Raw genomic sequence first — 23830 nt, 5'->3', positions numbered from 1 at the left:
GCATCAGGCCCCGCCGCGACGGGGCACTGAACCACCTGACCATCCTCCCTGTTTACCCTGCCGTTGCAATTACCGGCTGTGACGCGTATAAATTTGTCCCTTATAGATGTTTAGACGTCCATATGGATAAAAGTGATGAGCGAACAGCCAACTCCCTCGCAGGAACAATTTAAACGCACCATGAAAGTGCGCCATCTGGTGATGTTATCGCTGGGAGGCGTGATCGGCACTGGCCTGTTTTTTAATACCGGCTACATTATTTCAACCACTGGCGCGGCGGGTACGCTGCTCGCCTATCTGATTGGTGCGCTGGTCGTCTGGCTGGTGATGGTCTGTCTGGGCGAACTTTCCGTAGCGATGCCGGAAACCGGTGCGTTCCACGTTTACGCTGCTCGCTACCTTAGCCCGGCAACCGGCTACACCGTGGCCTGGCTCTACTGGCTGACCTGGACGGTGGCGCTTGGTTCCAGCCTGACGGCGGCGGGCTTCTGTATGCAGTACTGGTTCCCGCAGATCCCGGTGTGGATCTGGTGCCTGGTCTTCTGCTGCGCCATCTATCTGCTCAACGTCATCTCAACCCGCTTCTTCGCGGAAGGAGAGTTCTGGTTCTCGCTGATAAAAGTCGTCACGATTGTCGCCTTTATCGTGCTGGGCGGCGCGGCAATGTTTGGCTTTATCCCGATGAAAGATGGCACGCCCGCGCCGGGCCTGAGCAATCTCACCGCGCACGGCTGGCTGCCGAATGGCGTACTGCCGATTCTGATGACGATGGTAGCGGTGAACTTCGCCTTTTCCGGCACTGAGCTGATCGGGATTGCTGCCGGTGAAACTCAGCAGCCGGAGAAAGTGTTGCCGCTGGCGATCCGCACGACGGTGGCCCGACTGATTATCTTCTTTATCGGCACCGTATTTGTGCTGGCGGCGCTGATTCCGATGGATCAGGCCGGGATTGTGAAAAGCCCGTTTGTGCTGGTCTTCGAAAAAATCGGCATTCCTTATGCCGCAGACATCATTAACTTTGTGATCCTGACCGCAATCCTCTCTGCGGCCAACTCGGGCCTCTATGCTTCCGGGCGTATGCTCTGGTCGCTGGCTAATGAAAACACGTTGCCGCGCGCCTTTGCCCGGGTGAACAAGCGGGGCGTGCCGCTGCTGGCTATCAGCATCAGCATGATCGGTGGCTTACTGGCGCTGGTTTCCAGCGTGGTCGCACCGGACACGGTATTTGTGGCGCTGTCGGCTATCTCTGGTTTCGCGGTGGTCGCGGTCTGGCTCAGTATCTGCGCCTCGCATTTCGTTTTCCGTCGCCGTCATCTTCAGCAGGGCAAATCGCTGGCCGAGCTGGGCTACCGCGCGCCGCTCTATCCGCTGACGCCGATTCTGGGCTTCCTGCTCTGCCTGCTGGCCTGTGTCGGGCTGGCATTTGATCCGACCCAGCGTATCGCGCTGTGGTGTGGCATCCCGTTTGTGCTGTTCTGCTATGCCGCTTACCATCTGACCCACAAATCATTCCCGAAGCCTGAGGAGGCCAAAGATGTCGCATAACCCTGTCGCGCAGGCTTTAACGGAGTCGCCATTGCTGATTCTGGATGGCGCGCTGGCCACCGAGCTGGAAGCCCGCGGCTGCCATCTGGCCGATGCGCTCTGGTCAGCGAAAGTGCTGATGGAAAATCCTGAGCTGATCTACCAGGTTCACTACGACTATTTTGTTGCCGGGGCACGCTGTGCCATCACTGCCAGCTACCAGGCGACGCCGCAGGGCTTTGCAACTCGTGGGCTTGATGAGGCGCAGTCACTGGCGTTGATCGCCCAGAGCGTCGAACTGGCGCGCCGCGCCCGTCACGATTACCTGGCGGTACGGCCCGATGCGAAAACGCTGCTGGTGGCGGGATCGGTGGGGCCGTATGGTGCCTTCCTGGCGGATGGTTCGGAATATCGCGGCGACTACGCGTTGCCGGAAGCGGAGATGATGGCGTTTCACCGCCCGCGCGTGCAGGCGCTGCTGGCGGCGGGTGCCGATCTGTTGGCCTGTGAAACACTGCCTTCCTTTGCTGAAGCGCAGGCGCTGGTGAAGCTGCTGGCTGAATTTCCTGAAAGCCGCGCCTGGTTCACGTTTACCCTGCGTGACGCCGGACACATCAGCGACGGCACGCCGCTGTCAGAGGTGGTGAGCTGGCTGAATCAGCAGCCACAGGTGGTGGCCATTGGGATCAACTGCGTGGCACTTGAGAGCGTGACGCCTGCGCTGCGCCAGCTGCAGAAGCTGACCGACAAACCGCTGGTGGTCTATCCCAACTCCGGCGAGCAGTATGATGCCGACAGCAAAACCTGGCATTCAGCGCCCTCGGGCTGCACGCTGCATGACAAGCTGGACGAGTGGCAACAGGCGGGCGCGAAGCTGATTGGCGGCTGCTGCCGTACCTCTCCCAACGACATCGCAGCTATCGCCCGCGCTTGTCAACCGCAATAAGCTGGCTGAATCGGGCGATGATAGCCCGATTGAGATGAAGAGGGCGGTCTACACTCTGATCACTGATCACTCTGTGGACCCCTTCATGAAACAGCGAATTCTGGCTCTGGCCGCCGCGCTGCTGCTTAGCGGCTGTGCCACCATTGTCGGCACTGAAACCCAGATGGTGCGCATCGACTCTCTGCCGCAGGGCGCGCGCTTTACCGTGCAGGATGAGCGTGGCTATGCAGTGGCGCAGGGTTTCACGCCGCAGACCGTTGAGCTGGCCAAATCGACCGGTCGCTACTTCGGCAAAAAGCACTACCTGCTGATGCTGGAAAGTCCGGGCTACGTGCCGGTTACGGTGCCGATCGAGGCGCGCGCTAACCTCTGGTATCTGCTGGGCAACATTCCGCTGGGTGGATTCCCCGGCTGGCTGCTGGTTGATCCCTTCTATGGCGGCATGTACGACCTCAAGCCGGAACATCCGCGTCCCTTTATGAACCCGGTTGGCGCGCGCGGCTGATTACTGCGCGGTCGGCTTCACCATTCCGCCTGGCGTTTTATGGCGTTCCAGATACTGATGCTGGAAAATGCACATGCGGATGGTGTTGCGGTACTCCCCGTTAATGAAAAACTCATGCTTAAGCACGCCTTCGATCTCGAAGCCGAGCTTGGTGTAGATGTGGATCGCTTTTTCGTTCTCCTGATCGACAATCAGGTAGAGCTTATAAAGATTCAGCACCGAGAAGCCGTAGTCCATCGCCAGCTTTGCCGCCTGCGTGGCCAGCCCTTTGCCCTGATGCGCCGGATCGATAATGATCTGAAACTCAGCGCGGCGGTGCACATGGTTAATCTCGACCAGTTCCACTAATCCCGCTTTCTGCCCGCTGTGCTCCACCACAAAGCGGCGTTCGGTCTGATCGTGAATGTGCTTGTTGTAGAGATCGGACAGCTCCACAAATGCCTCATAAGGCTCCTCGAACCAGTAGCGCATCACGCTGGCGTTGTTATCCAGTTGATGGACAAAGTGCAGATCTTCCCGCTCCAGCGGACGCAGTTTTACCGTCATTGCCTTTTCCTCTCATGAAATAATGGTCGCGAGTATACCGCATCAGCCAGCCGCTGCGTTTTGCGCATTCGCGTGCCTGCTTCAGTCTACAGCGTCGCGTGGCAATCAAATGACTCAGAGGAAGAGGACAGCGCGCCGTTCTGGCAATAGAGAGTATGAGACTGAAGGTGGAAGAAGGGGATGTTACAGAAAGGCGCAGTGGATGCAGCAGCGCCGGACGGCAGGTGAACGCCGTCCGGCCTGAGTTCAGGCAGAGATCTGCTCGATGATGCGACCCTGCGCCATGCGCACGGCGCGATCGCACATGTGATCAATAACGTCGGGATCGTGACTGACCAGCACCATGGTCAGGCCATCCTGCCGCTTCAGATCGTTGAGCAGATTAAGGATCTCGGCCTGCACTGACATATCCAGCGCCGACGTCGGCTCATCCAGCAGCAGGATCTTCGGCTGCAGCAGCAGGGCACGCACGATAGCGACGCGCTGACGCTGACCGCCGGAGAGCTGATGCGGATAGCGATCTGCCAGCGCAGGATCGAGTCCGACGTGACGAAAGCTCTGATCGATACGATCGTTGATATTGTCGCGTTTCAGCAGCTTCAGCGGCTCCGCCAGCGTGCGGCGCAGGCGGTGACGTGGATGCAGCGAGGCATAAGGATCCTGAAACACCATCTGCACTTCCTGACGCAGTGCGCCGGTAAAGGCTTTGCCCGGCTGAACCTCGTGACCGGCAAGCTGCATCTGGCCCTGCCAGTGTGGATTTAGGCCCGCCAGCACCCACAGCAGCGACGACTTGCCGCAGCCTGAAGGCCCCACCAGACCAAAACACTCGCCAGCGTTAACCTCCAGATTAACCCCGTGCACCACGGTGCGTAGCTCGTAACCCTGTTTGTGGGCTACGCTTAAATCCTTAAGCTTAATCATCATTCGCCTCCAGCGCAGCGCGATCCAGCACCGGTAAAGCCTGGCCGTGAGTCGCTTTACCCGGGCGGCAGGCCCAAAGCGTGCGGGTATAGGGATGGGTCGCGCGCGGCAGATCGGCGGCGGGCAGCGTATCCAGCAACCGGCCTTTGTACATCACCATGACCCGCTCGCAATGTTCCGAGACCTGCTGCAAATCATGGCTGATCAGGAGCAGACCCATGTTGCGCGCTTCCACCAGACCGCGGATCAGCGCCAGCACCTGATCGCGCATGGCGTGATCCAGCGCGGAGGTCGGTTCATCGGCGATCAGGAAGTCAGGATCGGTGATCAGCGCGATCGCCAGCATCACACGCTGGCCCATACCGCCAGAGAGCTGATGCGGATACTGCTGCATCAGACGACGCGGATCGGGCAGGCCGACCGCATCCAGCATCTCGCACACCTTCTCTTTGCGCTCGGTACGGCTCAGACGGCGATGCAGGATCAGCGGCTCTTCCACCTGCCAGCCAATCGTACGCGTCGGATTAAGGGCATACTTTGGGTCCTGCATCACCATCGCCACGCGGTTACCGCGCAGCTGGTTCCAGTGACGCTCACTCAGCGTCAGCACATTCTCACCGGCGACCTGAAGCTGGCTGGCCTGCAGATGCAGCGCGGGCGAGAGCAAGCCCATCAGGCTGCGGGCAGTGAGTGACTTGCCGGAACCGGACTCACCGACCAGCGCCACACGCTCGCGGCCCACGGAAAAACTGATGTTATCGACCAGCAGCGCATCATCGCTCCGAATGGTCAGCCCTTCGGCATGGAGCAGATTATTTTGCATGACGGGTATCCAGTCGGTCGCGCAGGCCATCGCCTGTCAGGTTAAAGGCCAAACTGGCAAACAGAATGGCTGCGCCCGGTGCGGCAGCAACCCACCACTGATCGAAGATCACTTTACTGCCTTCGGCGACCATTGAACCCCATTCCGCCGTGGGCGGCTGAACGCCCATGCCGAGGAAGCCGAGACCGGCCGCGGCCAGGATAATCCCGCCCAGGCTCAGCGCGGCGCGGACCACCGCCGTTGGCATACAGAGTGGCAGGATATGACCGAACATCAGGCGAAAGCCCGTAATCCCCTGCATCCGCGCAGCGGCAAGGTAGTCGCTGCGGCGCAGCGCCAGGGTTTCAGCGCGCGCCTGACGGGCAAACGGCGGCCAGCTGGTCAGCGCCAGTGCCAGCGCCCCATTCATCAGGCCAGGGCCGAGAATCGCCACCAGCGCCAGCGCGATCACCAGGTTCGGCAGCGACAGGAAGATATCGGTAATGCGCATCAGCAGGCGTTCAGTCCAGCCGCCTACGTAACCGGCGGTGATGCCGATCAGCAGCCCGGCCGGAATGGTCAGCACCAGAATCAGCGACACCAGCAGCAGCGTAGGACGTGCGCCGTAAATCACGCGCGACAGCAGATCGCGGCCAAAGCCGTCGGTGCCGAACCAGTGCTGTGCCGACGGGGCCAGCAGGCGGCTCGACATGGTCTGCACGTTCGGATCGAACGGCGCAATCAGCGGTGCCAGCAGCGCCATCAGGATAAGAATCGCCACCAGCGTCAGCCCAACGGTTAACGAGGTCACGCGTTGACGGCGACGGCGTGGTCGCAGCGTTTCGAGTTCAGAGAGTTGTTGCGTCATCGGGTTCTCGGATCGGTTAACCAGGTTAAAACATCCGCCAGGGCGTTAATCAGAATAAAGCAGCTACCGATCAACAGGGTGGAGCCCAGAATTGCCGGCACATCGCCGGAGAACAGTGCATTGGTCATGTAGCGACCCACACCCGGCCAGGCGAAGACGGTTTCGGTCAGCACCGAACCTTCCAGCAGGGTGGCATAGGAGAGGGCGATCACCGTAACCAGAGTGCCCAGCACGTTAGGGAAGATATGGCGCAGCAGGATGCGCACCCGACCCGCGCCTTTAGCACGCGCCAGCACCACATACTCTTTGCTGCTCTCTTCCAGCAGCGCAGCACGCAGCAGGCGGGTAATGCCCGCCATCGCCAGCAGGCCGAGGATCACCACCGGCAGCCAGAGGTGCGCAATCGCATTGCGGAACATCTCCGGTTCACCCGACAGCCAGCTGTCGATCAGCACAAAGCCGGTCTTCGGCTCCAGGGTATAGACCCAGATATCATCCAGCCGTCCCGGTCCGGCGGACCAGTGCAGCACCGCATAAAAGAGCAGCAGGCCCAGCAGGCCGAGCCAGAACACCGGCACCGAGTAGCCCAGCAGCGAGATAAAGCGCGCGAGGTTGTCGATCCAGCTGCCCGGTTTCCATGCCGCCAGCAGCGCCAGCGTGACACCGAACACCACCGCGAAGATCATTGCGCAGGTCGCCAGCTCAATGGTGGCGGGGAAGGTGGTCATCAGGTCGCCACTCACTGACTGATTGGTCAGACGGGAGACGCCCAGATCGCCCTGCGCCAGATGTTCGATGTAGCGCCAGAACTGCATCAGCACCGGCTGGTCGAGCCCCAGGTCGTGACGCACCTGTTGATAGGTTGCTTCACTGGCGTGATCGCCGGCAATCTGCTGCACCGGGTCAATCGGCGAGAGATGCGACAGCATAAAGGTGAAGGCGAGCAGGCCAAGCAGCGTGACCAGCAGCGACAACACGCTACCGATCAGCCGTCCGCCACGCTGCCAAAAAAGCCGGGCGAACCCGGCTGAAGGAACAGACTGTGCCATTACTTAGTGACCTGCGAGTAATACACCATGTCAGGGTTAATGCCCTGTACATAGCCTTTCAGGTTGTCGCGCAGGGCAATCAGGTTCTTCGCCTGCATGCCAATCACGTAAGGGGAGTTCTTCATCACTTCACGCTGCATCGCTTCATACAGCGCGATGCGCTTCTTCGGATCGCTTTCCGCAGTGGCCGCAATGACCTGCTTGTTCAGCTCAGGAATGTGCCAGTCTGAACGGAAGGCGATGGTTTTGCTGCCATCTTCCGGATTGTATGCAAACGAGGCGGCGTTGGTGTTCGGATCGAAGTAGTCGGAGCCCCAGGCGTTCAGCGTCGCTTCATATTTATGCGCTTTCACGTTGGTTGAGACTTCGGAGCTCAGGCCGGGCACCACTTCAACTTTCACGCCCGCTTTGGCGAAGCTGCCCTGCAGCGCCTGCGCAATATCCAGATAAGGCGGCTGGTTGCTGGTGGAAAGCTTGAAGGTGACGTTGTTCAGGCCCGCTTTCTTCAGAATCGCTTTGGCTTTTTCCGGGTCGTAGCTGTATGGCGTGTCGTTGATTGCGCCCAGGAAGCCCTTCGGCAGGAAGCTCTGATGCACGTCGAACTGACCTTTCAGCAGCTCATTAGCAATACCTTTGTAATCCCACAGGTAGCGTGCCGCTTCCCAGAAGGCCGGGTTCTTCATCGTGTCGTTCGCGCCGATGTTGAACTGGATGTAGTAGAGCGACGCCATTGGAATCGCTTCTGTCTTCACGCCAGGTTTGCCGTTTAGCGCAGCAATCTGATCGGCACCCAGGTTACGGGCGATATCGGCATCACCCTGTTCCAGCAGCAGACGACGCGCCGCCGGTTCCGGCACGTTCTTGATCAGGATGTTCTTCATTTTTGGCGCGCCCGCCGGTGAAGTCGGGTTGGCGCTGAGCAGCACCACCTGATGCATCACCACTTTGCGGATCTGATACGGACCGCTGCCCGCGGAGTGGGTTGCCAGCCAGGCGTTACCGAAATCGCCGTTCTTCGCGTTCGCCATCGCGGTTTTTTCATCGACAATGGACGAGACCGGCGCAGAGAGCAGGCTCAGTACGTAAGTCGGGCTGACGTTGGCGGTCCAGCTGATCTGCACATGATTGTCGTCAACCTTCTTCAGGAAGCCATCGACGTTATCTTTGGTCCAGCCGAGCTGCGTCAGGATGAAAGAGGGATCGAGGTTCAGCTTCACCACGCGGCCCAGCGAGAAGATCACATCTTCCGGACGCAGCGGGTTACCGGTGGAGAATTTCGCATCTTTGCGCAGTTCAAAGGTCAGGCTGCGGTTGTCACTGCCGGGCTGCCACGAAGTGGCCAGTGTCGGTTTCAGGTCCACCGGATTCTGCGGGTCAGACTGTACCAGACGCTGATAGATATTCGTAAAAGCCTGAACGCTGGTCAGTTCAAACCCTTTGGCCGGGTCGAAGCTGTCGGCGTCGTCGGTAGATTGGGCAATCACCAGCGTATCTTTTGGTGTTGCGGCCTGTGCTGTGAAGGCGGCAGCCAGCGTCAGCGCCAGCAGTGATGGAATTATAGTTTTCATGAAATTTCCTTGCCTCTAAAAAGTTACGCGAGTTTACGAAAGGGCCGATGCGAAGAATAGTCTAATATAGGCTAACCATATGCCAAAAGGTTATAAGTGTTAGGTTGTGGTTATAAGAAGATCGCCATGTTGTTACCGAAGCGGCAACCTGAGCAGAAACAAATCCTCAACGAAGCGGTTATTTATTTCTGAATCGCTTTACCCCAATTTTCCTCTCTCTATAATAGCGGCAAATAACTTCAGGAGAATTCAGTTGGACAGTGATACCCGATTAACTTTAATTCTGGCAAGCTGAATTTTCTCTGCTGCTTGCCAACCGGCGAGCAGCGATCCCCGCTTTAATTAACGATCGTGCTCCTTTTTTTAATCCTGTCAGCTACAGGAGTGCACGTTATGCTGCTGTTTATCTTAGCCCTTTTTCCTCCACCCCGACTGGCGTAGCTCAGGCTGCGCCCGAACGCCGATATCAGACCTTTAAAACGCAGCGCTTAACAGGCGTTACGTCATCCTGCGCGCGTCATTATTTTTCACGCAGGCGGAATAACGTCATTATTCCTGAAGGTCGCCTCATAAAATAACCCGGCCACGCCAGGTTTTATCCATGCACCTTATTTTGCGTGCAGGACAACTATTGCCTTAAATCAGGGAGATGTCGAAATGAGCGACATGAAACTGGAACAGGTTGCGATCACTTCATCCGGCAACCGTAACGATAAAAAAAGTAAAAAAATATTTGCTGTCGCACAGCAGGCAGGCCAGCACGTTGAGATGACGCTGGCGAACCTGCGCAGTCAGCGTCAGGGTCTGACTCAGGCTGAAGCGGCGAAACGACTGGCCCTGTATGGCCGCAACGAAGTGGCACATGAGAAAGCACCACCGGCGCTGATTCAGCTGCTGATGGCGTTTAATAACCCGTTCATCTACGTCCTGCTGGTCCTGGCGTTGGTGAGCTTCTTTACCGACTATATATTGCCGCTGCGCGCCGGTCAGGAGACCGATCTCTCGGGCGTCATCATCATCTGTACCATGGTGATGCTGAGCGGGCTGCTGCGCTTCTGGCAGGAGTTTCGGACCAACCGTGCTGCGCAGGCGCTGCAGTCACTGGTTCGCAGCCAGGTCACCGTGCTGCGGCGGGAGCCCGGCAGTGAAACCGCGCAGCGCCAGGATGTGGATATGAGTGAGCTGGTGCCGGGCGACATTATTCTGCTCAGCACCGGCGATCAGGTGCCTGCCGATGTGCGTCTGCTGAGCTCACGTAATCTGTTTATCAGTGAAGCGGTGCTGACCGGAGAATCGCTGCCGGTTGAAAAACACAGCAGCGATGCGGGTATTGATACCGAAGATCAGACCGCTCAGGAGCTGCTGGCGTCACCGAACATCTGCCTGATGGGCACCAGCGTGGCCAGCGGCACAGCCAGCGCCGTCGTCGTTGCGACCGGAGGCGAAACCTGGTTTGGTTCACTGGCCTCATCGCTGACCGGAAGTCGTCCACAGACTGCGTTTGACCGTGGCGTGAACAGCGTCAGCAAGCTGCTGATCCGCTTTATGCTGGTGATGGTCCCGGTGGTGCTGCTGATTAACGGCTTCACCAAAGGGGACTGGATGGATGCCACGCTGTTTGCCCTGGCGGTCGCGGTCGGGCTGACCCCGGAAATGCTGCCGATGATTGTCAGCGCTAATCTGGCCAAAGGCGCCATTGCGATGTCCCGGCGTAAAGTGATCGTCAAAAAGCTCAACGCCATTCAGAATCTTGGCGCGATGGATGTGCTCTGCACCGATAAAACCGGCACGCTGACTCAGGACACTATCCTGCTGGCGCATCATCTGGATGCGCAGGGCAGTGAAGATGAGCAGGTCCTGCTGCTGGCCTGGCTCAACAGTTGCAGCCAGAGTGGCGCAAAAAACCTGATGGATCGCGCCGTGCTCTGCGCAGGCGATAAAGTCATTTCACAGACTCAGCGCAGCCAGTATCAGCTGGTTGATGAGCTGCCGTTTGATTTTACCCGCCGTCGCGTGTCGGTGCTGGTGGAAGATCTGACTCAGCATCGCTCGCAACTGATCTGCAAAGGTGCAGTTGAAGAGATGCTGGCAGTCAGCGTTGCCGTGCGGCAGGGTGATGCGATCGTTGCACTGGATGCGGTACAGCGTGCAGCGCTGCTGGCGCAGACCGAACGCTATCATCAGCAGGGCTATCGCGTGCTGCTGGTGGCAACCCGTGATGGCGAGCTGCACGCGCCGCTCAGCGACAGTGATGAGCGCGATCTGATTATTCAGGGCATGCTGACCTTCCGCGATCCACCAAAAGCCAGTGCCGGTAAGGCGATTAAAGCCCTGCGCGACAGTGGTGTAACGGTGAAAGTGCTGACCGGCGATAATCCGCTGGTGACGCTGCGGGTCTGTGCCGATGTCGGGCTGACCGATCCGGCCATGTTGACCGGCGATCAGATTGAGGCGATGAACGACGATGAACTGGCACTGGAAGCGGAGCGCTGCACCCTGTTTGCCCAGCTGACGCCGTTGCAGAAATCACGTCTGGTGCGCCTGATGCAGCAGAACGGTCACACCGTCGGATTCCTCGGCGATGGTATCAATGACGCGCCTGCCCTGCGGGCGGCTGACACCGGTATTTCTGTGGACAGCGCGGCGGATGTGGCGAAAGCCTCATCGGACATCATCCTGCTGGAGAAAGATCTTCAGGTGCTGAATGAGGGGGTACTCAAAGGACGCGAGACCTTTGGCAACATCATCAAGTATCTCAACATGACCGCCAGCTCCAACTTCGGCAACGTTTTCTCGCTGCTGGTGGCCAGTGCCTTTATTCCGTTTCTGCCGATGCTGTCGATTCATCTGCTGATTCAGAACCTGATGTATGACGTTTCCCAGCTGGCCCTGCCGTGGGACAAGGTTGACCGTGAGTTTCTGAATAAGCCGCGTAAATGGGATGCCGGCAACATTAAACGCTTCATGCTGTGGATGGGCCCGACGTCATCAATTTTTGACGTCACTACCTTTGCGCTGATGTGGTTCGTTTTCGGTGCTAACCATGCAGGCGTGCAGTCGCTTTTCCAGTCTGGCTGGTTTATCGAGGGACTGCTGTCACAGACGCTGGTGGTACATATGCTGCGTACCCGGAAGATTCCGTTTATCCAGAGTCGTGCCACCTTACCGGTGATGCTGACCACGCTGGCGGTGATGGCGCTGGGCATCCTGATTCCGTTCTCACCGCTGGGTGCGATGGTCGGTCTGGTGCCGCTGCCATGGCAATATTTCCCGTGGCTGGTGCTGACGCTGTTCAGCTACTGCCTGGTGGCGCAGGGCATGAAACGTTTCTATATCCGTCGGTTTGGTCAGTGGTTCTAGGGAGGCAAAGATGAAAAAAGGCAGACTCGATACGGTATTTGTCGGCGTGATGATCATCGGCTTAACTCTGATTGCGCTGACGGTCGTCGTTAGATGAAAGGATTGTGATAGTGCGGTAGTACAGAGGCAGCGAGACAACTCGCTGCCTTTTTTCTAATCTTCGTCGCGCTCACGGCTGGCGCGCTGGCGTTCGTAATACTCATCTTCTGCGGTGATGATCTCATCCATCAGCGAATCCATATCCACCACGCGCTCCTCTTCGACAAACTGTCCGGTCAGCGGTGTTTCAGGAGTCAGTTTGCCATCTTCATAAAGTTGCCAGATCTCTTTGGCATAGCGCGTCTTCAGCAGCGCCGGAGCAAACTGACCGTAGTAGGAGGTGATGTTGTCTACGTCACGTTCGAACATCGACTCAGCATGGTTATTGGCTGCCGCATCGACCGCCTGTGGCAGGTCAATAATCACCGGGCCCTGATCGTCCAGCAGCACGTTGAACTCGGATAAGTCACCATGGACGATACCGGCACAGAGCATACGCACGATGTTGCGAATCATGGTGTGGAAGTCGGTGATCGCCTCCTCTTCGGAGAGCGTGACGTCGCTGAGGCGCGGCGCGACAGAGCCATTGGCGTCGGTCACCAGCTCCATCAGTAACACGCCGTCAATGCAGAGGTAAGGCTGGGGCACGCGAACACCGGCGTTAGCCAGGCGGAACAGGGCGTCCACTTCAGCAGTCTGCCAGGACTCCTCCTGCTGCTTACGGCCAAACTTCGTGCCTTTCTGCATGGCGCGGGCGTTACGGCTGTTGCGGGTTTTACGTCCTTCCTGATACTGCACCGCCTGCTTAAAGCTACGCTGGGTCGCTTCTTTATAAACTTTGGCGCACTGCACTTTACCGCCGCAAAGCACGGTATAGACGTCTGCTTCTTTGCCGCTTTTCAGCCGCTGCAGCACATCGTCAATGAGGCCGTCATCGACCAGGGGCTGGATTCTGTTTGGGATTTTCATGCGGCTTTATACCTTATTTCACCCGCTTTTCGTATCACTTTGCGATGATGGAAAACATTGGCAATGACTGAACAAAGTATCTGATTCTACCCTGGAAAGACGCGTTGTGGGGATGAACCTTGATGCGTTGCGCTTTTGACCTTTGTTTTATCATAAACAACGGATTAGGCGGGAGAGCAGGGCGGTTTTATCTGCCAGAGATTCGCTTTTTCACGGCACCGGGCAGCATCATGTCAGAGAGATGTGCCTGAATGGCAGGCAGATGCGGGCATAAAGGCCGAAATCCTGCTCACAGAATCCCGGCCTGCCTGCAGGATTACTTCAGGCCTTTAAGCACTTTAACCGTGCTTTCGATGTCGATCTCATCTTCGGAGAAGATTAGTGTCGTTCCCTGGAAGGTAGTCACCGCCAGCTTTTTCAGCGAGCGCATCTCACTGGCGTTCGGGTCAGACTTAGGACGGATATTATTCAGCAACAGGCCCACTGAAAGCACCGCGTTCTCTTTATCGACACCAGCATCAACCGGGACTTCTTCGTTGTAAACCAGGTAAGACTTAATCGAAGTGATCTTCAGCCGCTCGCCTGCGATATAGATATATTTGCTGGTTGGCGCGACTTTCACCGCATAGGCGGACAAGCCTTTGTTGTTGGTGGTGGGTTCAAATGTCACCGCCGCATCTTTCTTAATCAGATCAGGATTGGCGACTTTAATCACATGAAAATAGCGGTTATCACCGTTTTCATCTTTGATAAAGCCAAAACCTTTATCTTCAAACCAGGTTGTGATTATTCCGTTCATCGCCATTTTTTGCCTGCTTAATCTACTCAGTTTTTTACAGCGCGCAGTGTAAAACACAATGCCTGCGCAGACTATATAAGTCTGGATGATAATTTACGGCCGGGCAAGAGGCTGGGGCGGATGCCCGACGAGGAGGTGAATGCGGTGGTCAGAAAGGTTAACCGGCGGACGGCGCAATGCTCGTCTGCCGGTGCGTATCTCTTACTCGTTGCCCCAGCGGTTCAGGAACTCGGCGATATCATCAATACGCTGCTCATCGATACCCGCTTCGCGCGCCATATCCTGCTGCGACTCTTCACTGATCTCTTCGTTATTCATCAGACGGGTGATCAGCAGCTGGAAGTAATGCGCTAGCGGAGTACGCTCTGCTTCGCTGACTGGCTTAGCCGCCTCCGTCGCGTACTCGTCTGCGACATCATAATATTTGAGAGAAATTTCGTTGTTCATAAGGAGATCCGCAGAGTTGAAAGTAAGTAGCGACCGGATTCTGACCCGGCTTGTGGAGGTATTATTTCGTGTTTAGGTTGGGGCTGTAAAGGGGAACAGGATGCCCGATTCTGACTAGAGAACCAGTGGTGGTAGCTGTCTGAACGTGCTGACTAAGCCTTCTCCCCAGCCTTTACGGATAGTCGTGAAGTACGGGTGGTCTTCGGTAATGCGGTATTGCCGGGCATCGCTGTAGCTGTCACACGGGTAGATCATTACGTCGAGCGGCAGACCAACGGACAGATTGCTGCGCAGAGTCGAATCCAGTGAAATCAGCGCGCATTGCATCGCCTGCTCCAGAGACATGTCGTAGTGCAGCACCCGGTCAATGATCGGTTTGCCGTACTTGCTTTCACCAATCTGGAAATAGGGCGTATCGCGGGTGGCTTCGATGAAATTACCCTGTGGGTAAATATGGAACAGGCCAATATCATCCCCATTGATTTGCCCGCCGAGCAGCAGGTTGCAACTGAAGTCTGTTGTACTGCCATTCTGTTGTGCCTCACTGTCACGCTGGATGACCTCACGAACCGTCTCGCCAACCAGAGATGCGGCGTCGTAGAGGCTGGAGGCATTCAGCAGATTGGGGCAGTCGGCATTCCTGCTGCGGTGTCGCAACAGACTGATAATACTTTGCGTGGTCGCTAAATTGCCGGCAGTCTGAAGCACCAGCGTACGATCGCCGTCCTGATGAAACACGTGCAGTTTACGGAAGGTGGAAATATGATCCACGCCAGCATTGGTTCGTGAATCGGACGCAAAGACCAGCCCGGATGACAGGCGCATGGCCACACAATAGGTCATACCACACTCCCCTCAAAAAAAGATTTGCACGCCATCAGCGTGCATGAAGTTTTCACCATCAGCAAGTCGCGATTTAGAGATTGTTGACAAAGTCTGCCTGGGTTGCTGTAAGACAGAGCATGCACAGAAAACACAGTCAGATCGGAAAGACGCAAAATCCGTCATCCCTGACCTGCTCGGCCCGCGCCGTCCCTGGCGCGGGACGCTTTCCTCTTCTGCCCGTGTTCCCTGCGCGTTAAGTTTATTTGTTGCGGCCAGATGCACCCTGATTTGGGTTTGTCAGCAGTCTGTTTTACATCATTTGTACGGCGGCAATCGCGCACATATCTTCGTATCCCCCGCCAATGCGTAAACCGCGCACCGGACAGGCATCCAGGTAATCAATGCCGACGGCAAGCTTAAGATGTTGATCAGGTATACGGGTGTTGTTGGTGACGTCAAAGCAGTGCCAGCGGTCTTCTACCCAGACTTCGGTCCAGGCATGGGTCGCGACATGGGTAGAATCTTTACTGTGCAGGTAACCGCTGACGTAGCGTGCCGGTATATTCAGGCTACGACAGCAGCTCAGAAAGACATGCGTATGATCCTGGCACACGCCGGTACGGGCGGCGAAAGCCTCAGCGGCACTGTCAGTCACCAGGGTAGAACCTGGGGTGTAAGGCATCCTGAGCAGCAGGTCTCCCATCAGGTTTTCCAGGGCGGCCAGAATCGTCTGAGGCTGATGATAGCGCAGGGCAAACGCCTGAATCGCCGCATCGGGCTGGGTCAGCGGACTGTGGCGCAGGAAAACCAGCGGCGACAGATGTCCCTGAGCCTGATCTTCAATGCCGTGTTCAATCTCTACCACGCCATGTGCCTGAATGGTGATGGACTCATGCGGTTCATCGAGTGTCAGAACATGCATGATGTTGCCGAAGGCATCCGTGGTGCAGACCGCCTTCTCCGGCAAGGTCAGTTGCCAGGAAAGTATGCGTTGATGAGGCGATTCCTGAGGCGTCAGACGCAGGTACTGGATACTCCGTTGTACTGCCTGGTCGTAGCGATAGTGCGTGTTGTGCTCAATGCTAAGTTTCATTGCGCCTCCAGATACGTGTGATGAATACTTTCGGCGATCTCGTTGACCTGGGCGAGAAAGGCTTCCAGCCAGTTGTTCAGCCCGATTCTGTTCAGGTCTTTCATGGAACTGAAGCGCAGCTCGGCGTGCAGGATATGCGCCAGGCGGCGTGGCGGATTTGCATGGCCTCCAATCAGCTCCAGCTGCTGAACCATATCGTTGATACACGCCAGCAACGAACGCGGCAATTCGTTGCGCAGGATCATCAGTTCGGCGATGGTATCCCGGCTCAGGGGCTGCTTATAAATACTATGGTAGGCTTCGCGCGCACTTACTGCCTGCAGCAGTGTGTCCATGCGGTAATATTCGCGCACCGGGTCGTCGTCAATGTCCATCAGTCGGTTTTTCACCTCCAGCAGACGGGCGGTGCCATCAGCCCGTTCCAGCAGCGTCCCCAGGCGGATAAAGTGCATTGCATCGCTGCGGAGCAGGGTACCGAACATGGCACCGCGGAACAGATGAGAGCGCTCTTTCACCCAGTCAAAGAAGGCGTCGGCACCGTCTGAGCCGATGCCCTGACGGCGTATCGATTTCATCCCGATCCAGGTGGCATTGATACACTCCCAGACTTCGGATGACAGGCTGCCACGCACCGCATGCGCGTTGTTCCAGCCCATCTGCAGGCAACTGAAAATGCTGCTGTGATTCCGGTTATCAAGAGCGAAAAAACTGACCAGATTGGGCATCGTCAGTGTCGGGTAGGTCTCAGCATACAGCCCGCTGGTGCTGGTCAGGTTGAGCGGTACCAGCAGATCATGCGTACCCCCGTTACGGATTGGCATCATCGACAGCTTGTTGGTGACGTCCAGCACCCGGGCGATATTTTCTGCCCGCTCCAGATAGCGGGCCATCCAATAGAGTTCACTGGCTGTCCGGCTCAGCATAGATCATCCTCCAGTACCCAGGTGTCCTTGGTTCCGCCGCCCTGAGACGAATTGACGACCAGCGATCCTTCCGTCAACGCGACGCGGGTAAGCCCACCGGGAACCAGTCGGATCTCCGCGCCGCTGAGCGCAAAGGGCCGGAGATCGATATGACGTGGTGCCAGGCCGTCGTTGACAAACGTGGGGCAGGTGGACAACGCCAGCGTGTTTTGCGCGATGTAATTCTGCGGACGCGCCAGCAACAGGTCACGGAAGTGGGCGAGCTCAGCTTTGCTCGCGGCGGGGCCAATCAACATGCCGTAACCCCCAGCGCCATGAACTTCTTTTACCACCATTTTTTCGAGGTTGGCCAGCACATACGACAGCTCATTTTTATGCCTGCACTGCCAGGTGGGCACGTTGTTGAGGATCGGTTCTTCCTGCAGATAAAAGCGCACCATATCCGGGACGTAGGGGTAGATAGATTTGTCATCAGCCACGCCCGTGCCGATGGCATTGGCCAGGACAACATTGCCAGCCCGATAAACCGATAGCAGTCCCGGTACGCCGAGCATGGAGTCTGGTCGGAACGCCAGCGGATCGAGGAAGGCGTCATCAACCCGACGATAGATCACATGTACTCTGCATGGCCCGGCCGTCGTGCGCATGAACAGCATGCCATCCTTCACGAACAGATCGGCGCTTTCAACCAGTTCCACGCCCATTTGCTGGGCCAGGAAGCTGTGTTCGAAGTAAGCGCTGTTAAAGCGGCCTGGGGTTAATACCACCACGGTAGGATCGTTGACGGGTGAGCTTTCGCGCAGCGTTTGCAGCAGATGCGACGGATAACGTTCTACGGGCGCAATGCGTTGCTGTGCAAATAGTTCAGGATAGAGCCGCATCATCATCTTACGGTTCTCCAGCATATAGGAGACGCCGGAGGGGGTGCGCAGGTTATCTTCCAGAACGTAATATTCACCATCGCTGTTGCGCACCATATCCACGCCGATAATGTGTGCGTAGATGTTACGGTGGAGATCAACACCCTGCATACAGGGCTGATACTGTTCGTTAGCCAGAACCTGTTCTGCCGGAATGACGCCCGCTTTCAGAATATGTTGTTCATGGTAGATATCGTAGAGAAAGGCATTGAGCGCCTGCACACGCTGACGAATGCCGGCATCGAGCATGGCCCATTCGGCGGCCGGGATAATACGTGGCACGCTGTCGAACGGGATCAACCGTTCAGCACCATTATCGTCATCGTAGACATTGAAGGTAATCCCTACCCGGTGAAACAGGAGGGCGGCCTCTTCCCGCTTGCGCTGTACCGCCTGGTGATCGGCCTGCTGCAGCCATTGCCAGTAGGCGGCGTAGTGGTCACGGTGTTCACCTTCAGCCAGAAGCATCTCATCAAAAAAGGGTGAAGCGGAGAGATTGATATTCAGCATCGTCACCTCGCAGACGTTAAAGGCTGTCAATCTATCCAAGCATAAAGTGTGCCAGCCTCAGAAGAAGCGGAACGGTGCAAAGCCGTGATAGTGCAAGGGTTAAAGCACTTGTTTGGTGCAGGCGCAGAGCAGTAATGTCTTAATATGGCGCTTAGTGTGACGTGATGAAAGAAATGGTCATGGCTCAGGCGTCTTCAGCCCATGAATACTGTCGCTCAGACGGTAACGGTAATATGCGGGATTTTATCGATCTGCCGGGCGTGCTCGGGCTGGTCAATCTGGAAAAAGTTATCGCCGCGCAGCCGGCTGTCTATCTGGTCGCGGTGGCACCAGACCGCTGAAAGCGGGCGATCCGCTACCCGCCGGTTTAGTGCTGGGGGCGCAGACTACTGCAGAACAGGCGAGTGCCAGCCTGAAGCCGCTGCTGGCGCGTAAAGGTATCAGCACGCTGAAAGCGGTTGAAGCCGGTCGCAGTTTTGGCATCTGGTACCATTCCTCCTGTAACGTGCTGGCCGTGCAGTTCTTCGCCAGGGTGTTTTATCCGCAGCAGTTTGCCGATCCCGATGCGTAGTAAACGCAATTCTATAACCCGTTCCTCGCCGTCGTACCGACCGGCACTTACTGGACCGAGTAAAAGGGACTTTGCCCCGACTGCCGGGGCGTTTTAATTCACGGAGAGAAGAGAAGGAAGATCAGGGGATGGTCACTTTCTCGACTATCGAACAGAGTCTCAACGATGCTCCCGGAGTTCTGACAGGCGAAGTATTTTCAATGGCAATACACGCAGTCGGGGGACGCTGTTTTAAGCGCTTTATTCACTACCGGATAATCAGCGTGAAAGAGTATTTTGTGTCTGCATAAATCGCGCACGCCAGGGCTTGAGAACCCACAACGCCAGACCGGCGGTGATGAAGTCGAAGGTAATCGCGCAGCCAAAGACCAGGTGCCAGTTATGGGTGTGCTGATACATCAGCGCCGCCAGCGGACCGCCAAAGATCGCGCCGATACCCTGCGAGATATACAGCCAGCCATAGTTCGCTGAAGCATTTTCGCTGCCAAAGGTGTCGGTCAGTGTGGATGGGAACAGTGAGAAGATTTCGCCCCAGCCAAAGAACACGACGCCTGAAAGCAGTACGAAGAGCAACGGATCTTCGCGGCAGGCAAGCCACAGCGTCATCGCCACACCTTCCAGCGCGAAGGCAATAAACATCGTATTTTCACGGCCGTAGCGGTCAGAAATAAAACCAAATAGGGGACGCGTTAAACCGTTAGTAAAACGATCAATGGTCAGCGCAAGCGGAAGGGCGGCCATACCGAAAATTACCGCCTTGCTGATGCCGAAGTCTTCGGCAAAAATCGCCATCTGCGAAGTCACCATCAGCCCTGAAGTCGACATCATGGTCATCATCATGAACATCAGCCAGAACAACGGCTGGCGCAGCATTTCCCCGGATTTAAACTGGCGCTGGCCCAGCACGGGAGACGGTGTTTTGCTGGCCGGTATCATCATGCTGGTTTCAGGCAGTCTCAGGTTCTGGCTGGCGAGAAGACCCACAGCGGCGAAGATGAGGCCAAATGTCGTCATCGTCTGTTCCAGCCCGTAGCTATTAAGAGAAATAGAAATCGGGAAGGTGGTGAAAATTGCCCCCATGCCGTAGCCCGCCGCCACGGTTCCGGCGGCAAAGCCGCGCTGCTGTGGAAACCACTTCATCACCAGTCCCACCACGCCGATGTAAACAATACCCGTCCCCAGTCCGCCAAGGCAGCCGTAGGCCAGATACAGTGAGGTGAGGCTGTTGACCCGGGCAGCGATCACCCAACTGAAACCCGCCATCAGTGTACCGATGGAGATCAGCAGACGTGGTCCAAAGCGCTCGACCAGCCGACCCTGAAAAGGTGAGAAAAAGGTCTGCAGAATAATCAGCAGCGAGAATGTGACCTGCAGTTCCGCCAGCCCGACGCCGAGTTTAGCAATCATCGGTTTGGTCAACAGCGTCCAGACATATTGCGGGCTGGAAATGGCTGCCATGCAAAGTAATCCAAGCAGAAGCTGTACCCACTTGCTGTGTTTCGCTATTACTACCGGTTCGCTCATTAAGGCCATTATCTTTCTCCAGAATTACGCTTTGCTCTGTTTAACCACTTTTTTTCGTCGTACTTGCCCAGACCTTTAGCTGCTAAAGCTAAATCTCTGAGACAGTCATCCCGATACATAAATGCGTACGTAAAGCAATAAAGCAGGATGTGTGCCAGTTTAAAAAAGTCATTAAATTCAATTAGTAATAGAATTGCGGGCGGAATAAATGTGATGGGGTGCAAAAAATGAGTGCGCTGAGATGGTGCGTGGGAGACGGATGGTGGCCAGTCAGAAAGGTCATCCGGTATAGGCTGGCTTTGGAGGCGATGCGCAGAAAGGCGTTATCGAAAAAAGATGAACAGGTGTTTGAAATATTGGGATTTAGGACACAAAAAAGCCTGCAGGGCTTGTACCGTGCGGGCTGTCAAGACTTCGATGATGGTTGTGGTAACCATCAACCAGGGATTTGGTGGGCTGGCGGAGTCTGAGTATTAGTTGAAATTTTATGTTTGATATACTTTGTTATTAATTCAACTCTAACTGATATTCCTAAGCGTACACCAATGCCGTTTTGTCTGCTGCCTGGTCACCTGCTCCGCTGATAGGTTAAAGGAGCTTCAGATTACCCTATCTACTACCATCTGCTTTGGCTGGTGCAGGGTTAGCATTGATATCAATGTATTTTCTCAATCCCATTGGGCGGCTTACTCCGGGAGGATCGGAAAAGGGAATCTTAAACGTTGGCGATGCTGATACTTTTACTGTCCACGTGGTATCACCGATGAAGCGGAAACTTGCAGAATGAGGTGAAACTTTCAAAGCCTCGAAATGACCTGAAGTATAACTACCCCCAATAGTCAGTTCCTCTAAAATTCCCTGAGAGAGATCTAACAGCAGGAGCGTCAGCATCTCTTCAAAAAGAACGTCATCTGTTATGAATAAAAGATAGCGGCGCTCATCAATTCTTATCGAACCTTCAAGCACTTTTCCAGGGATGATAATTCCCGTTGAGATGCCGCCAATCAAAACTTCGGAACGAGCCTGGGCGGTATCTGTTGCCTCATTAACTTCCGACAGGGATAGTGTAGTGACTTCTTCCATTTCTATTTCCACCAGTTGCCCATTTCCCACGCGGCTAAAGCACCGCCGACGAATCCGCCTAATAGCACGCATACGGGTGCGCCAGGTCCACACATTAAACCAGCAACGGCACCGCCAGCCCAACCGCCCGCAATACCAGCTCCGTTAATAGCAACCTGCCTGCCGGTTTCTGAGGCTTTGTTGTCTGACGTGTATATTTCATACACAGATACCCCGATAGAAAGAACTATCAAGCCTTTAGCTGCACGGGATAATTTCATCATTCTCAGGTTGACCTGAGGATTTGATTTACCCGCTGACTCTATAATCGCAGCATAAACCTGATTTTTTTGTGTTTCAGTTAAGCTGTAAAAATTAGCCTTTGGCCCGAACATAGCGGCAGTTTTTTTGGCGACTAATTCATTAAGCGTTACGCCTGAAGTCTTGATCCTTTCTGCCATTGCCCTGCCAAGTGGCGTACTCCGGGTGCGCACCATATCCATTATCAGATTTCTGGTTTCCTGTGCCTCCATTGCAGCTTTATCCAAGCTGACAATGCCACTATTCGCTTTTGCTCTTAGATCCTCCGCCATTTCTTTAATGCGTTTAGAGTACTCAAGACGCAGCCGTGGATCGACAGAGAGCCTTGCCGCTGCTGCAGAAACATCGCCTTGTAGGGCGTTCACCGCGCTTTCAAATTTCGCTTTGCCGTCTGAGTCCAGCGCACTAAGTAAGGCCGTATCCATTTTCAGTCCCTGTTAGATGAGCAACTCCACGAATATAACAAATGTGCTAATGAAATTGAAAATAGCCTCGTTATGCTATCCGCCGGATTTTCATACTGAACGGATTCTTGAGGCTGCTGGCCTCCATTCAGGCAGTCTGTCGTTGTAGAGGTAATGCCAGGCCTGACGCGGACTGATACTGACATTCCCCCTATAGAGTTCATTGGCTCCGACATGTGCAGGATCATCCAGCGGCTCGATATGCTGCCGATGATGGCATTGATGCGGGCACCGTCACCGCTCCACAATTGCCGGGTTGGTTTGGATCACTTTGACCGATTACAGACACAAAAAAGCCCGCAAGGCTTTCACCTTGCGGGCTCTCAGGACTTCGATGAGGGTTCTGGTAACCCTCAGCCAAGAATTTTGGGGCTGGCGGAGTCTGAAAAAACGATGTAAGCACATGAAAATTAATTTTTTTCCTCAATTCAAGTTTTTCGCGTATACCTAAACGTATACCAATCAAGGGATGTAGCAGGTTTAAACTTAAAATCTAGCCATCTTATTTCATCAGCGAAATAGCTGATTTTATATACTCTTCATGAGGTTTGAACCTCGACATATGCCGCACGCACACAACTGGAACCCGTTGGCCGTGGAAATTAGCATAAAAGGCGTAAGTGGTGTAATACCCTTTAGGATGGGAATACTTCAATGTACTTACGTCGCCAAAATGGTTGAGCAATAATCCGGCAGCGGACAATGAAGATAAGCCATTGCTATAAGCGATAATTACTTCTGGATTGCAAAGGGGCAGCGTTACATTCTCAAAGAATCGCATAGAGTTTATCGTAATCTCTTCTAGAGATTGATTTTTGGCAAGCGCTTCCACTTTTAGTGATGCTGCATTCTTTGAACACATCATGAGAGCATTGGTGTAAAGGACATGTTGCCAATCATAGCCAAGCCCCATTGGGATTTGTTGCAACCGCTTAGCAAGGTGAGTTATTCCCCACGCTCCTTCGATCCCGTTTTGAACATTAGATATGTAAGGTGATTCGAAATCCCTTTCGATGGACTGCGCATTGGTGATATGGGCATCAACGAGTGAGCCATTGAATCCCATCATAATCACGCGTTTTCTTTGTGGTGGAGAGGCTAAAAGTTGAAACGAACTATCGTAAGGCCTTCCGGGAAGGTCGCTTAAACCAAATTCCGCCAGCCCATCTAGGATAAATTTTTTTGTGGCTTCCATCTAAGTTATTCCATTTCAAAACATGCATTCATAATACGGAAAAATTAGTTTTTTTGATAAATCTTTCACACTGTTC

General features: G+C 55.3%; 24 protein-coding genes. 7 read left to right on the top strand and 17 right to left on the bottom strand.

Annotated features, from left to right (window positions below):
• The first annotated feature begins 135 nt into the window (after positions 1–135).
• From mmuP to AC6I8C_RS14535, 3 genes are all read left to right on the top strand, one after another.
• Entirely contained in the window at positions 136–1545 is a 1410-nt protein-coding gene (gene mmuP, locus AC6I8C_RS14545; RefSeq protein ID WP_497822884.1) for an S-methylmethionine permease, read from the top strand.
• Complete coding sequence (gene mmuM / locus AC6I8C_RS14540; RefSeq protein ID WP_497822883.1) at positions 1535–2470, top strand: homocysteine S-methyltransferase; 936 nt, start codon at positions 1535–1537, stop codon at positions 2468–2470. The genes mmuP and mmuM overlap by 11 nt, the downstream gene beginning before the upstream one ends.
• Positions 2471–2555: 85 nt before the next feature.
• Positions 2556–2975: a hypothetical protein gene (locus AC6I8C_RS14535; protein WP_003850357.1), complete on the top strand. Its 420-nt coding sequence runs from the start codon at positions 2556–2558 to the stop codon at positions 2973–2975.
• Here AC6I8C_RS14535 and speG read toward each other — a convergent pair whose 3' ends face one another.
• The 6 genes from speG to AC6I8C_RS14505 form a co-directional block, all read right to left on the bottom strand.
• Entirely contained in the window at positions 2976–3521 is a 546-nt protein-coding gene (speG, locus tag AC6I8C_RS14530; RefSeq protein WP_003850356.1) for a spermidine N1-acetyltransferase, read from the bottom strand.
• Between the two features lie 246 nt (positions 3522–3767).
• The gene (locus tag AC6I8C_RS14525; RefSeq protein WP_497823349.1) at positions 3768–4445 is read right to left on the bottom strand and encodes an ABC transporter ATP-binding protein; all 678 of its coding nucleotides are present in this window, start codon (positions 4443–4445) and stop codon (positions 3768–3770) included.
• A complete protein-coding gene (locus AC6I8C_RS14520) occupies positions 4438–5268 on the bottom strand; it encodes an ABC transporter ATP-binding protein (protein ID WP_497822882.1) in 831 nt (276 codons plus the stop codon). Before AC6I8C_RS14520 ends, AC6I8C_RS14525 begins: the two co-directional genes overlap by 8 nt.
• Positions 5258–6115 (bottom strand): ABC transporter permease, encoded by an 858-nt coding sequence (locus AC6I8C_RS14515; protein WP_010257750.1) that lies wholly within the window; start codon positions 6113–6115, stop codon positions 5258–5260. Before AC6I8C_RS14515 ends, AC6I8C_RS14520 begins: the two co-directional genes overlap by 11 nt.
• Positions 6112–7164, bottom strand: coding sequence for an ABC transporter permease (locus tag AC6I8C_RS14510; RefSeq protein ID WP_013358787.1), 1053 nt, complete (start codon positions 7162–7164; stop codon positions 6112–6114). Before AC6I8C_RS14510 ends, AC6I8C_RS14515 begins: the two co-directional genes overlap by 4 nt.
• On the bottom strand, positions 7164–8732 hold the full coding sequence (locus AC6I8C_RS14505) for an ABC transporter substrate-binding protein (protein WP_278497541.1): 1569 nt from the start codon (positions 8730–8732) through the stop codon (positions 7164–7166). The genes AC6I8C_RS14510 and AC6I8C_RS14505 overlap by 1 nt, the downstream gene beginning before the upstream one ends.
• A gap of 657 nt (positions 8733–9389) precedes the next feature.
• Here AC6I8C_RS14505 and mgtA point away from each other — a divergent pair.
• Both mgtA and mgtU read left to right on the top strand, forming a co-directional pair.
• Positions 9390–12092, top strand: coding sequence for a magnesium-translocating P-type ATPase (gene mgtA, locus AC6I8C_RS14500; protein WP_497822881.1), 2703 nt, complete (start codon positions 9390–9392; stop codon positions 12090–12092).
• A 10-nt stretch (positions 12093–12102) separates the two neighbouring features.
• Positions 12103–12189, top strand: a complete 87-nt coding sequence (mgtU, locus tag AC6I8C_RS14495; RefSeq protein ID WP_368668636.1) for a magnesium transporter protection protein MgtU — start codon at positions 12103–12105, stop codon at positions 12187–12189.
• A 56-nt stretch (positions 12190–12245) separates the two neighbouring features.
• Here mgtU and AC6I8C_RS14490 read toward each other — a convergent pair whose 3' ends face one another.
• The 7 genes from AC6I8C_RS14490 to AC6I8C_RS14460 form a co-directional block, all read right to left on the bottom strand.
• Positions 12246–13100, bottom strand: coding sequence for a PA4780 family RIO1-like protein kinase (locus tag AC6I8C_RS14490; RefSeq protein WP_013358784.1), 855 nt, complete (start codon positions 13098–13100; stop codon positions 12246–12248).
• A 316-nt stretch (positions 13101–13416) separates the two neighbouring features.
• Positions 13417–13905, bottom strand: a complete 489-nt coding sequence (locus AC6I8C_RS14485; RefSeq protein ID WP_497822880.1) for a cold-shock protein — start codon at positions 13903–13905, stop codon at positions 13417–13419.
• Between the two features lie 195 nt (positions 13906–14100).
• Positions 14101–14346, bottom strand: a complete 246-nt coding sequence (locus AC6I8C_RS14480; RefSeq protein WP_033783932.1) for a YmjA family protein — start codon at positions 14344–14346, stop codon at positions 14101–14103.
• A 114-nt stretch (positions 14347–14460) separates the two neighbouring features.
• Entirely contained in the window at positions 14461–15189 is a 729-nt protein-coding gene (locus AC6I8C_RS14475; RefSeq protein ID WP_497822879.1) for a proteasome-type protease, read from the bottom strand.
• 292 nt (positions 15190–15481) lie between these two features.
• Complete coding sequence (locus AC6I8C_RS14470; protein ID WP_497822878.1) at positions 15482–16264, bottom strand: transglutaminase family protein; 783 nt, start codon at positions 16262–16264, stop codon at positions 15482–15484.
• Positions 16261–17187: an alpha-E domain-containing protein gene (locus tag AC6I8C_RS14465; RefSeq protein ID WP_497822877.1), complete on the bottom strand. Its 927-nt coding sequence runs from the start codon at positions 17185–17187 to the stop codon at positions 16261–16263. The genes AC6I8C_RS14470 and AC6I8C_RS14465 overlap by 4 nt, the downstream gene beginning before the upstream one ends.
• Positions 17181–18617, bottom strand: a complete 1437-nt coding sequence (locus tag AC6I8C_RS14460) for a circularly permuted type 2 ATP-grasp protein (protein ID WP_013358778.1) — start codon at positions 18615–18617, stop codon at positions 17181–17183. The genes AC6I8C_RS14465 and AC6I8C_RS14460 overlap by 7 nt, the downstream gene beginning before the upstream one ends.
• A 164-nt stretch (positions 18618–18781) precedes the next feature.
• On the opposite strand from AC6I8C_RS14460, the gene AC6I8C_RS14455 reads away from it, so the two are divergent.
• Complete coding sequence (locus AC6I8C_RS14455; RefSeq protein ID WP_497822876.1) at positions 18782–18958, top strand: hypothetical protein; 177 nt, start codon at positions 18782–18784, stop codon at positions 18956–18958.
• A 29-nt stretch (positions 18959–18987) separates the two neighbouring features.
• Positions 18988–19188 (top strand): hypothetical protein, encoded by a 201-nt coding sequence (locus AC6I8C_RS14450; RefSeq protein ID WP_497822875.1) that lies wholly within the window; start codon positions 18988–18990, stop codon positions 19186–19188.
• A 258-nt stretch (positions 19189–19446) separates the two neighbouring features.
• On the opposite strand, the gene oxlT is transcribed toward AC6I8C_RS14450, so the two are convergent.
• The 4 genes from oxlT to AC6I8C_RS14430 all read right to left on the bottom strand — a co-directional run bounded on the left by oxlT (position 19447) and on the right by AC6I8C_RS14430 (position 23754).
• A complete protein-coding gene (oxlT, locus tag AC6I8C_RS14445) occupies positions 19447–20721 on the bottom strand; it encodes an oxalate/formate MFS antiporter (RefSeq protein WP_497822874.1) in 1275 nt (424 codons plus the stop codon).
• Between the two features lie 600 nt (positions 20722–21321).
• Positions 21322–21795 carry a hypothetical protein gene (locus AC6I8C_RS14440; protein WP_497822873.1) on the bottom strand — a complete coding sequence of 158 codons (474 nt, stop codon included), beginning with the start codon at positions 21793–21795 and terminating at the stop codon, positions 21322–21324.
• 2 nt (positions 21796–21797) lie between these two features.
• Positions 21798–22520, bottom strand: coding sequence for a hypothetical protein (locus AC6I8C_RS14435; protein ID WP_497822872.1), 723 nt, complete (start codon positions 22518–22520; stop codon positions 21798–21800).
• 541 nt (positions 22521–23061) lie between these two features.
• Complete coding sequence (locus AC6I8C_RS14430; RefSeq protein WP_346461807.1) at positions 23062–23754, bottom strand: hypothetical protein; 693 nt, start codon at positions 23752–23754, stop codon at positions 23062–23064.
• Positions 23755–23830 lie beyond the last annotated feature (76 nt).

It is taken from the genome of Pantoea sp. X-Soil-YNGN-844, from assembly GCF_059730595.1.
The sequence above is the reverse complement of the archived record's forward strand: the minus strand, read 5'-3'. Positions and strand labels throughout refer to the sequence as shown.

Coding starts and splice junctions, on each gene's coding strand:
- mmuP (WP_497822884.1), top strand. CDS start 136: ATGAGCGAACAGCCAACTCCCTCGCAGGAACAATTTAAACGCACCATG.
- mmuM (WP_497822883.1), top strand. CDS start 1,535: ATGTCGCATAACCCTGTCGCGCAGGCTTTAACGGAGTCGCCATTGCTG.
- AC6I8C_RS14535 (WP_003850357.1), top strand. CDS start 2,556: ATGAAACAGCGAATTCTGGCTCTGGCCGCCGCGCTGCTGCTTAGCGGC.
- speG (WP_003850356.1), bottom strand. CDS start 3,521: ATGACGGTAAAACTGCGTCCGCTGGAGCGGGAAGATCTGCACTTTGTC.
- AC6I8C_RS14525 (WP_497823349.1), bottom strand. CDS start 4,445: ATGATTAAGCTTAAGGATTTAAGCGTAGCCCACAAACAGGGTTACGAG.
- AC6I8C_RS14520 (WP_497822882.1), bottom strand. CDS start 5,268: ATGCAAAATAATCTGCTCCATGCCGAAGGGCTGACCATTCGGAGCGAT.
- AC6I8C_RS14515 (WP_010257750.1), bottom strand. CDS start 6,115: ATGACGCAACAACTCTCTGAACTCGAAACGCTGCGACCACGCCGTCGC.
- AC6I8C_RS14510 (WP_013358787.1), bottom strand. CDS start 7,164: ATGGCACAGTCTGTTCCTTCAGCCGGGTTCGCCCGGCTTTTTTGGCAG.
- AC6I8C_RS14505 (WP_278497541.1), bottom strand. CDS start 8,732: ATGAAAACTATAATTCCATCACTGCTGGCGCTGACGCTGGCTGCCGCC.
- mgtA (WP_497822881.1), top strand. CDS start 9,390: ATGAGCGACATGAAACTGGAACAGGTTGCGATCACTTCATCCGGCAAC.
- mgtU (WP_368668636.1), top strand. CDS start 12,103: ATGAAAAAAGGCAGACTCGATACGGTATTTGTCGGCGTGATGATCATC.
- AC6I8C_RS14490 (WP_013358784.1), bottom strand. CDS start 13,100: ATGAAAATCCCAAACAGAATCCAGCCCCTGGTCGATGACGGCCTCATT.
- AC6I8C_RS14485 (WP_497822880.1), bottom strand. CDS start 13,905: ATGGCGATGAACGGAATAATCACAACCTGGTTTGAAGATAAAGGTTTT.
- AC6I8C_RS14480 (WP_033783932.1), bottom strand. CDS start 14,346: ATGAACAACGAAATTTCTCTCAAATATTATGATGTCGCAGACGAGTAC.
- AC6I8C_RS14475 (WP_497822879.1), bottom strand. CDS start 15,189: ATGACCTATTGTGTGGCCATGCGCCTGTCATCCGGGCTGGTCTTTGCG.
- AC6I8C_RS14470 (WP_497822878.1), bottom strand. CDS start 16,264: ATGAAACTTAGCATTGAGCACAACACGCACTATCGCTACGACCAGGCA.
- AC6I8C_RS14465 (WP_497822877.1), bottom strand. CDS start 17,187: ATGCTGAGCCGGACAGCCAGTGAACTCTATTGGATGGCCCGCTATCTG.
- AC6I8C_RS14460 (WP_013358778.1), bottom strand. CDS start 18,617: ATGCTGAATATCAATCTCTCCGCTTCACCCTTTTTTGATGAGATGCTT.
- AC6I8C_RS14455 (WP_497822876.1), top strand. CDS start 18,782: ATGAAAGAAATGGTCATGGCTCAGGCGTCTTCAGCCCATGAATACTGT.
- oxlT (WP_497822874.1), bottom strand. CDS start 20,721: ATGGCCTTAATGAGCGAACCGGTAGTAATAGCGAAACACAGCAAGTGG.
- AC6I8C_RS14440 (WP_497822873.1), bottom strand. CDS start 21,795: ATGGAAGAAGTCACTACACTATCCCTGTCGGAAGTTAATGAGGCAACA.
- AC6I8C_RS14435 (WP_497822872.1), bottom strand. CDS start 22,520: ATGGATACGGCCTTACTTAGTGCGCTGGACTCAGACGGCAAAGCGAAA.
- AC6I8C_RS14430 (WP_346461807.1), bottom strand. CDS start 23,754: ATGGAAGCCACAAAAAAATTTATCCTAGATGGGCTGGCGGAATTTGGT.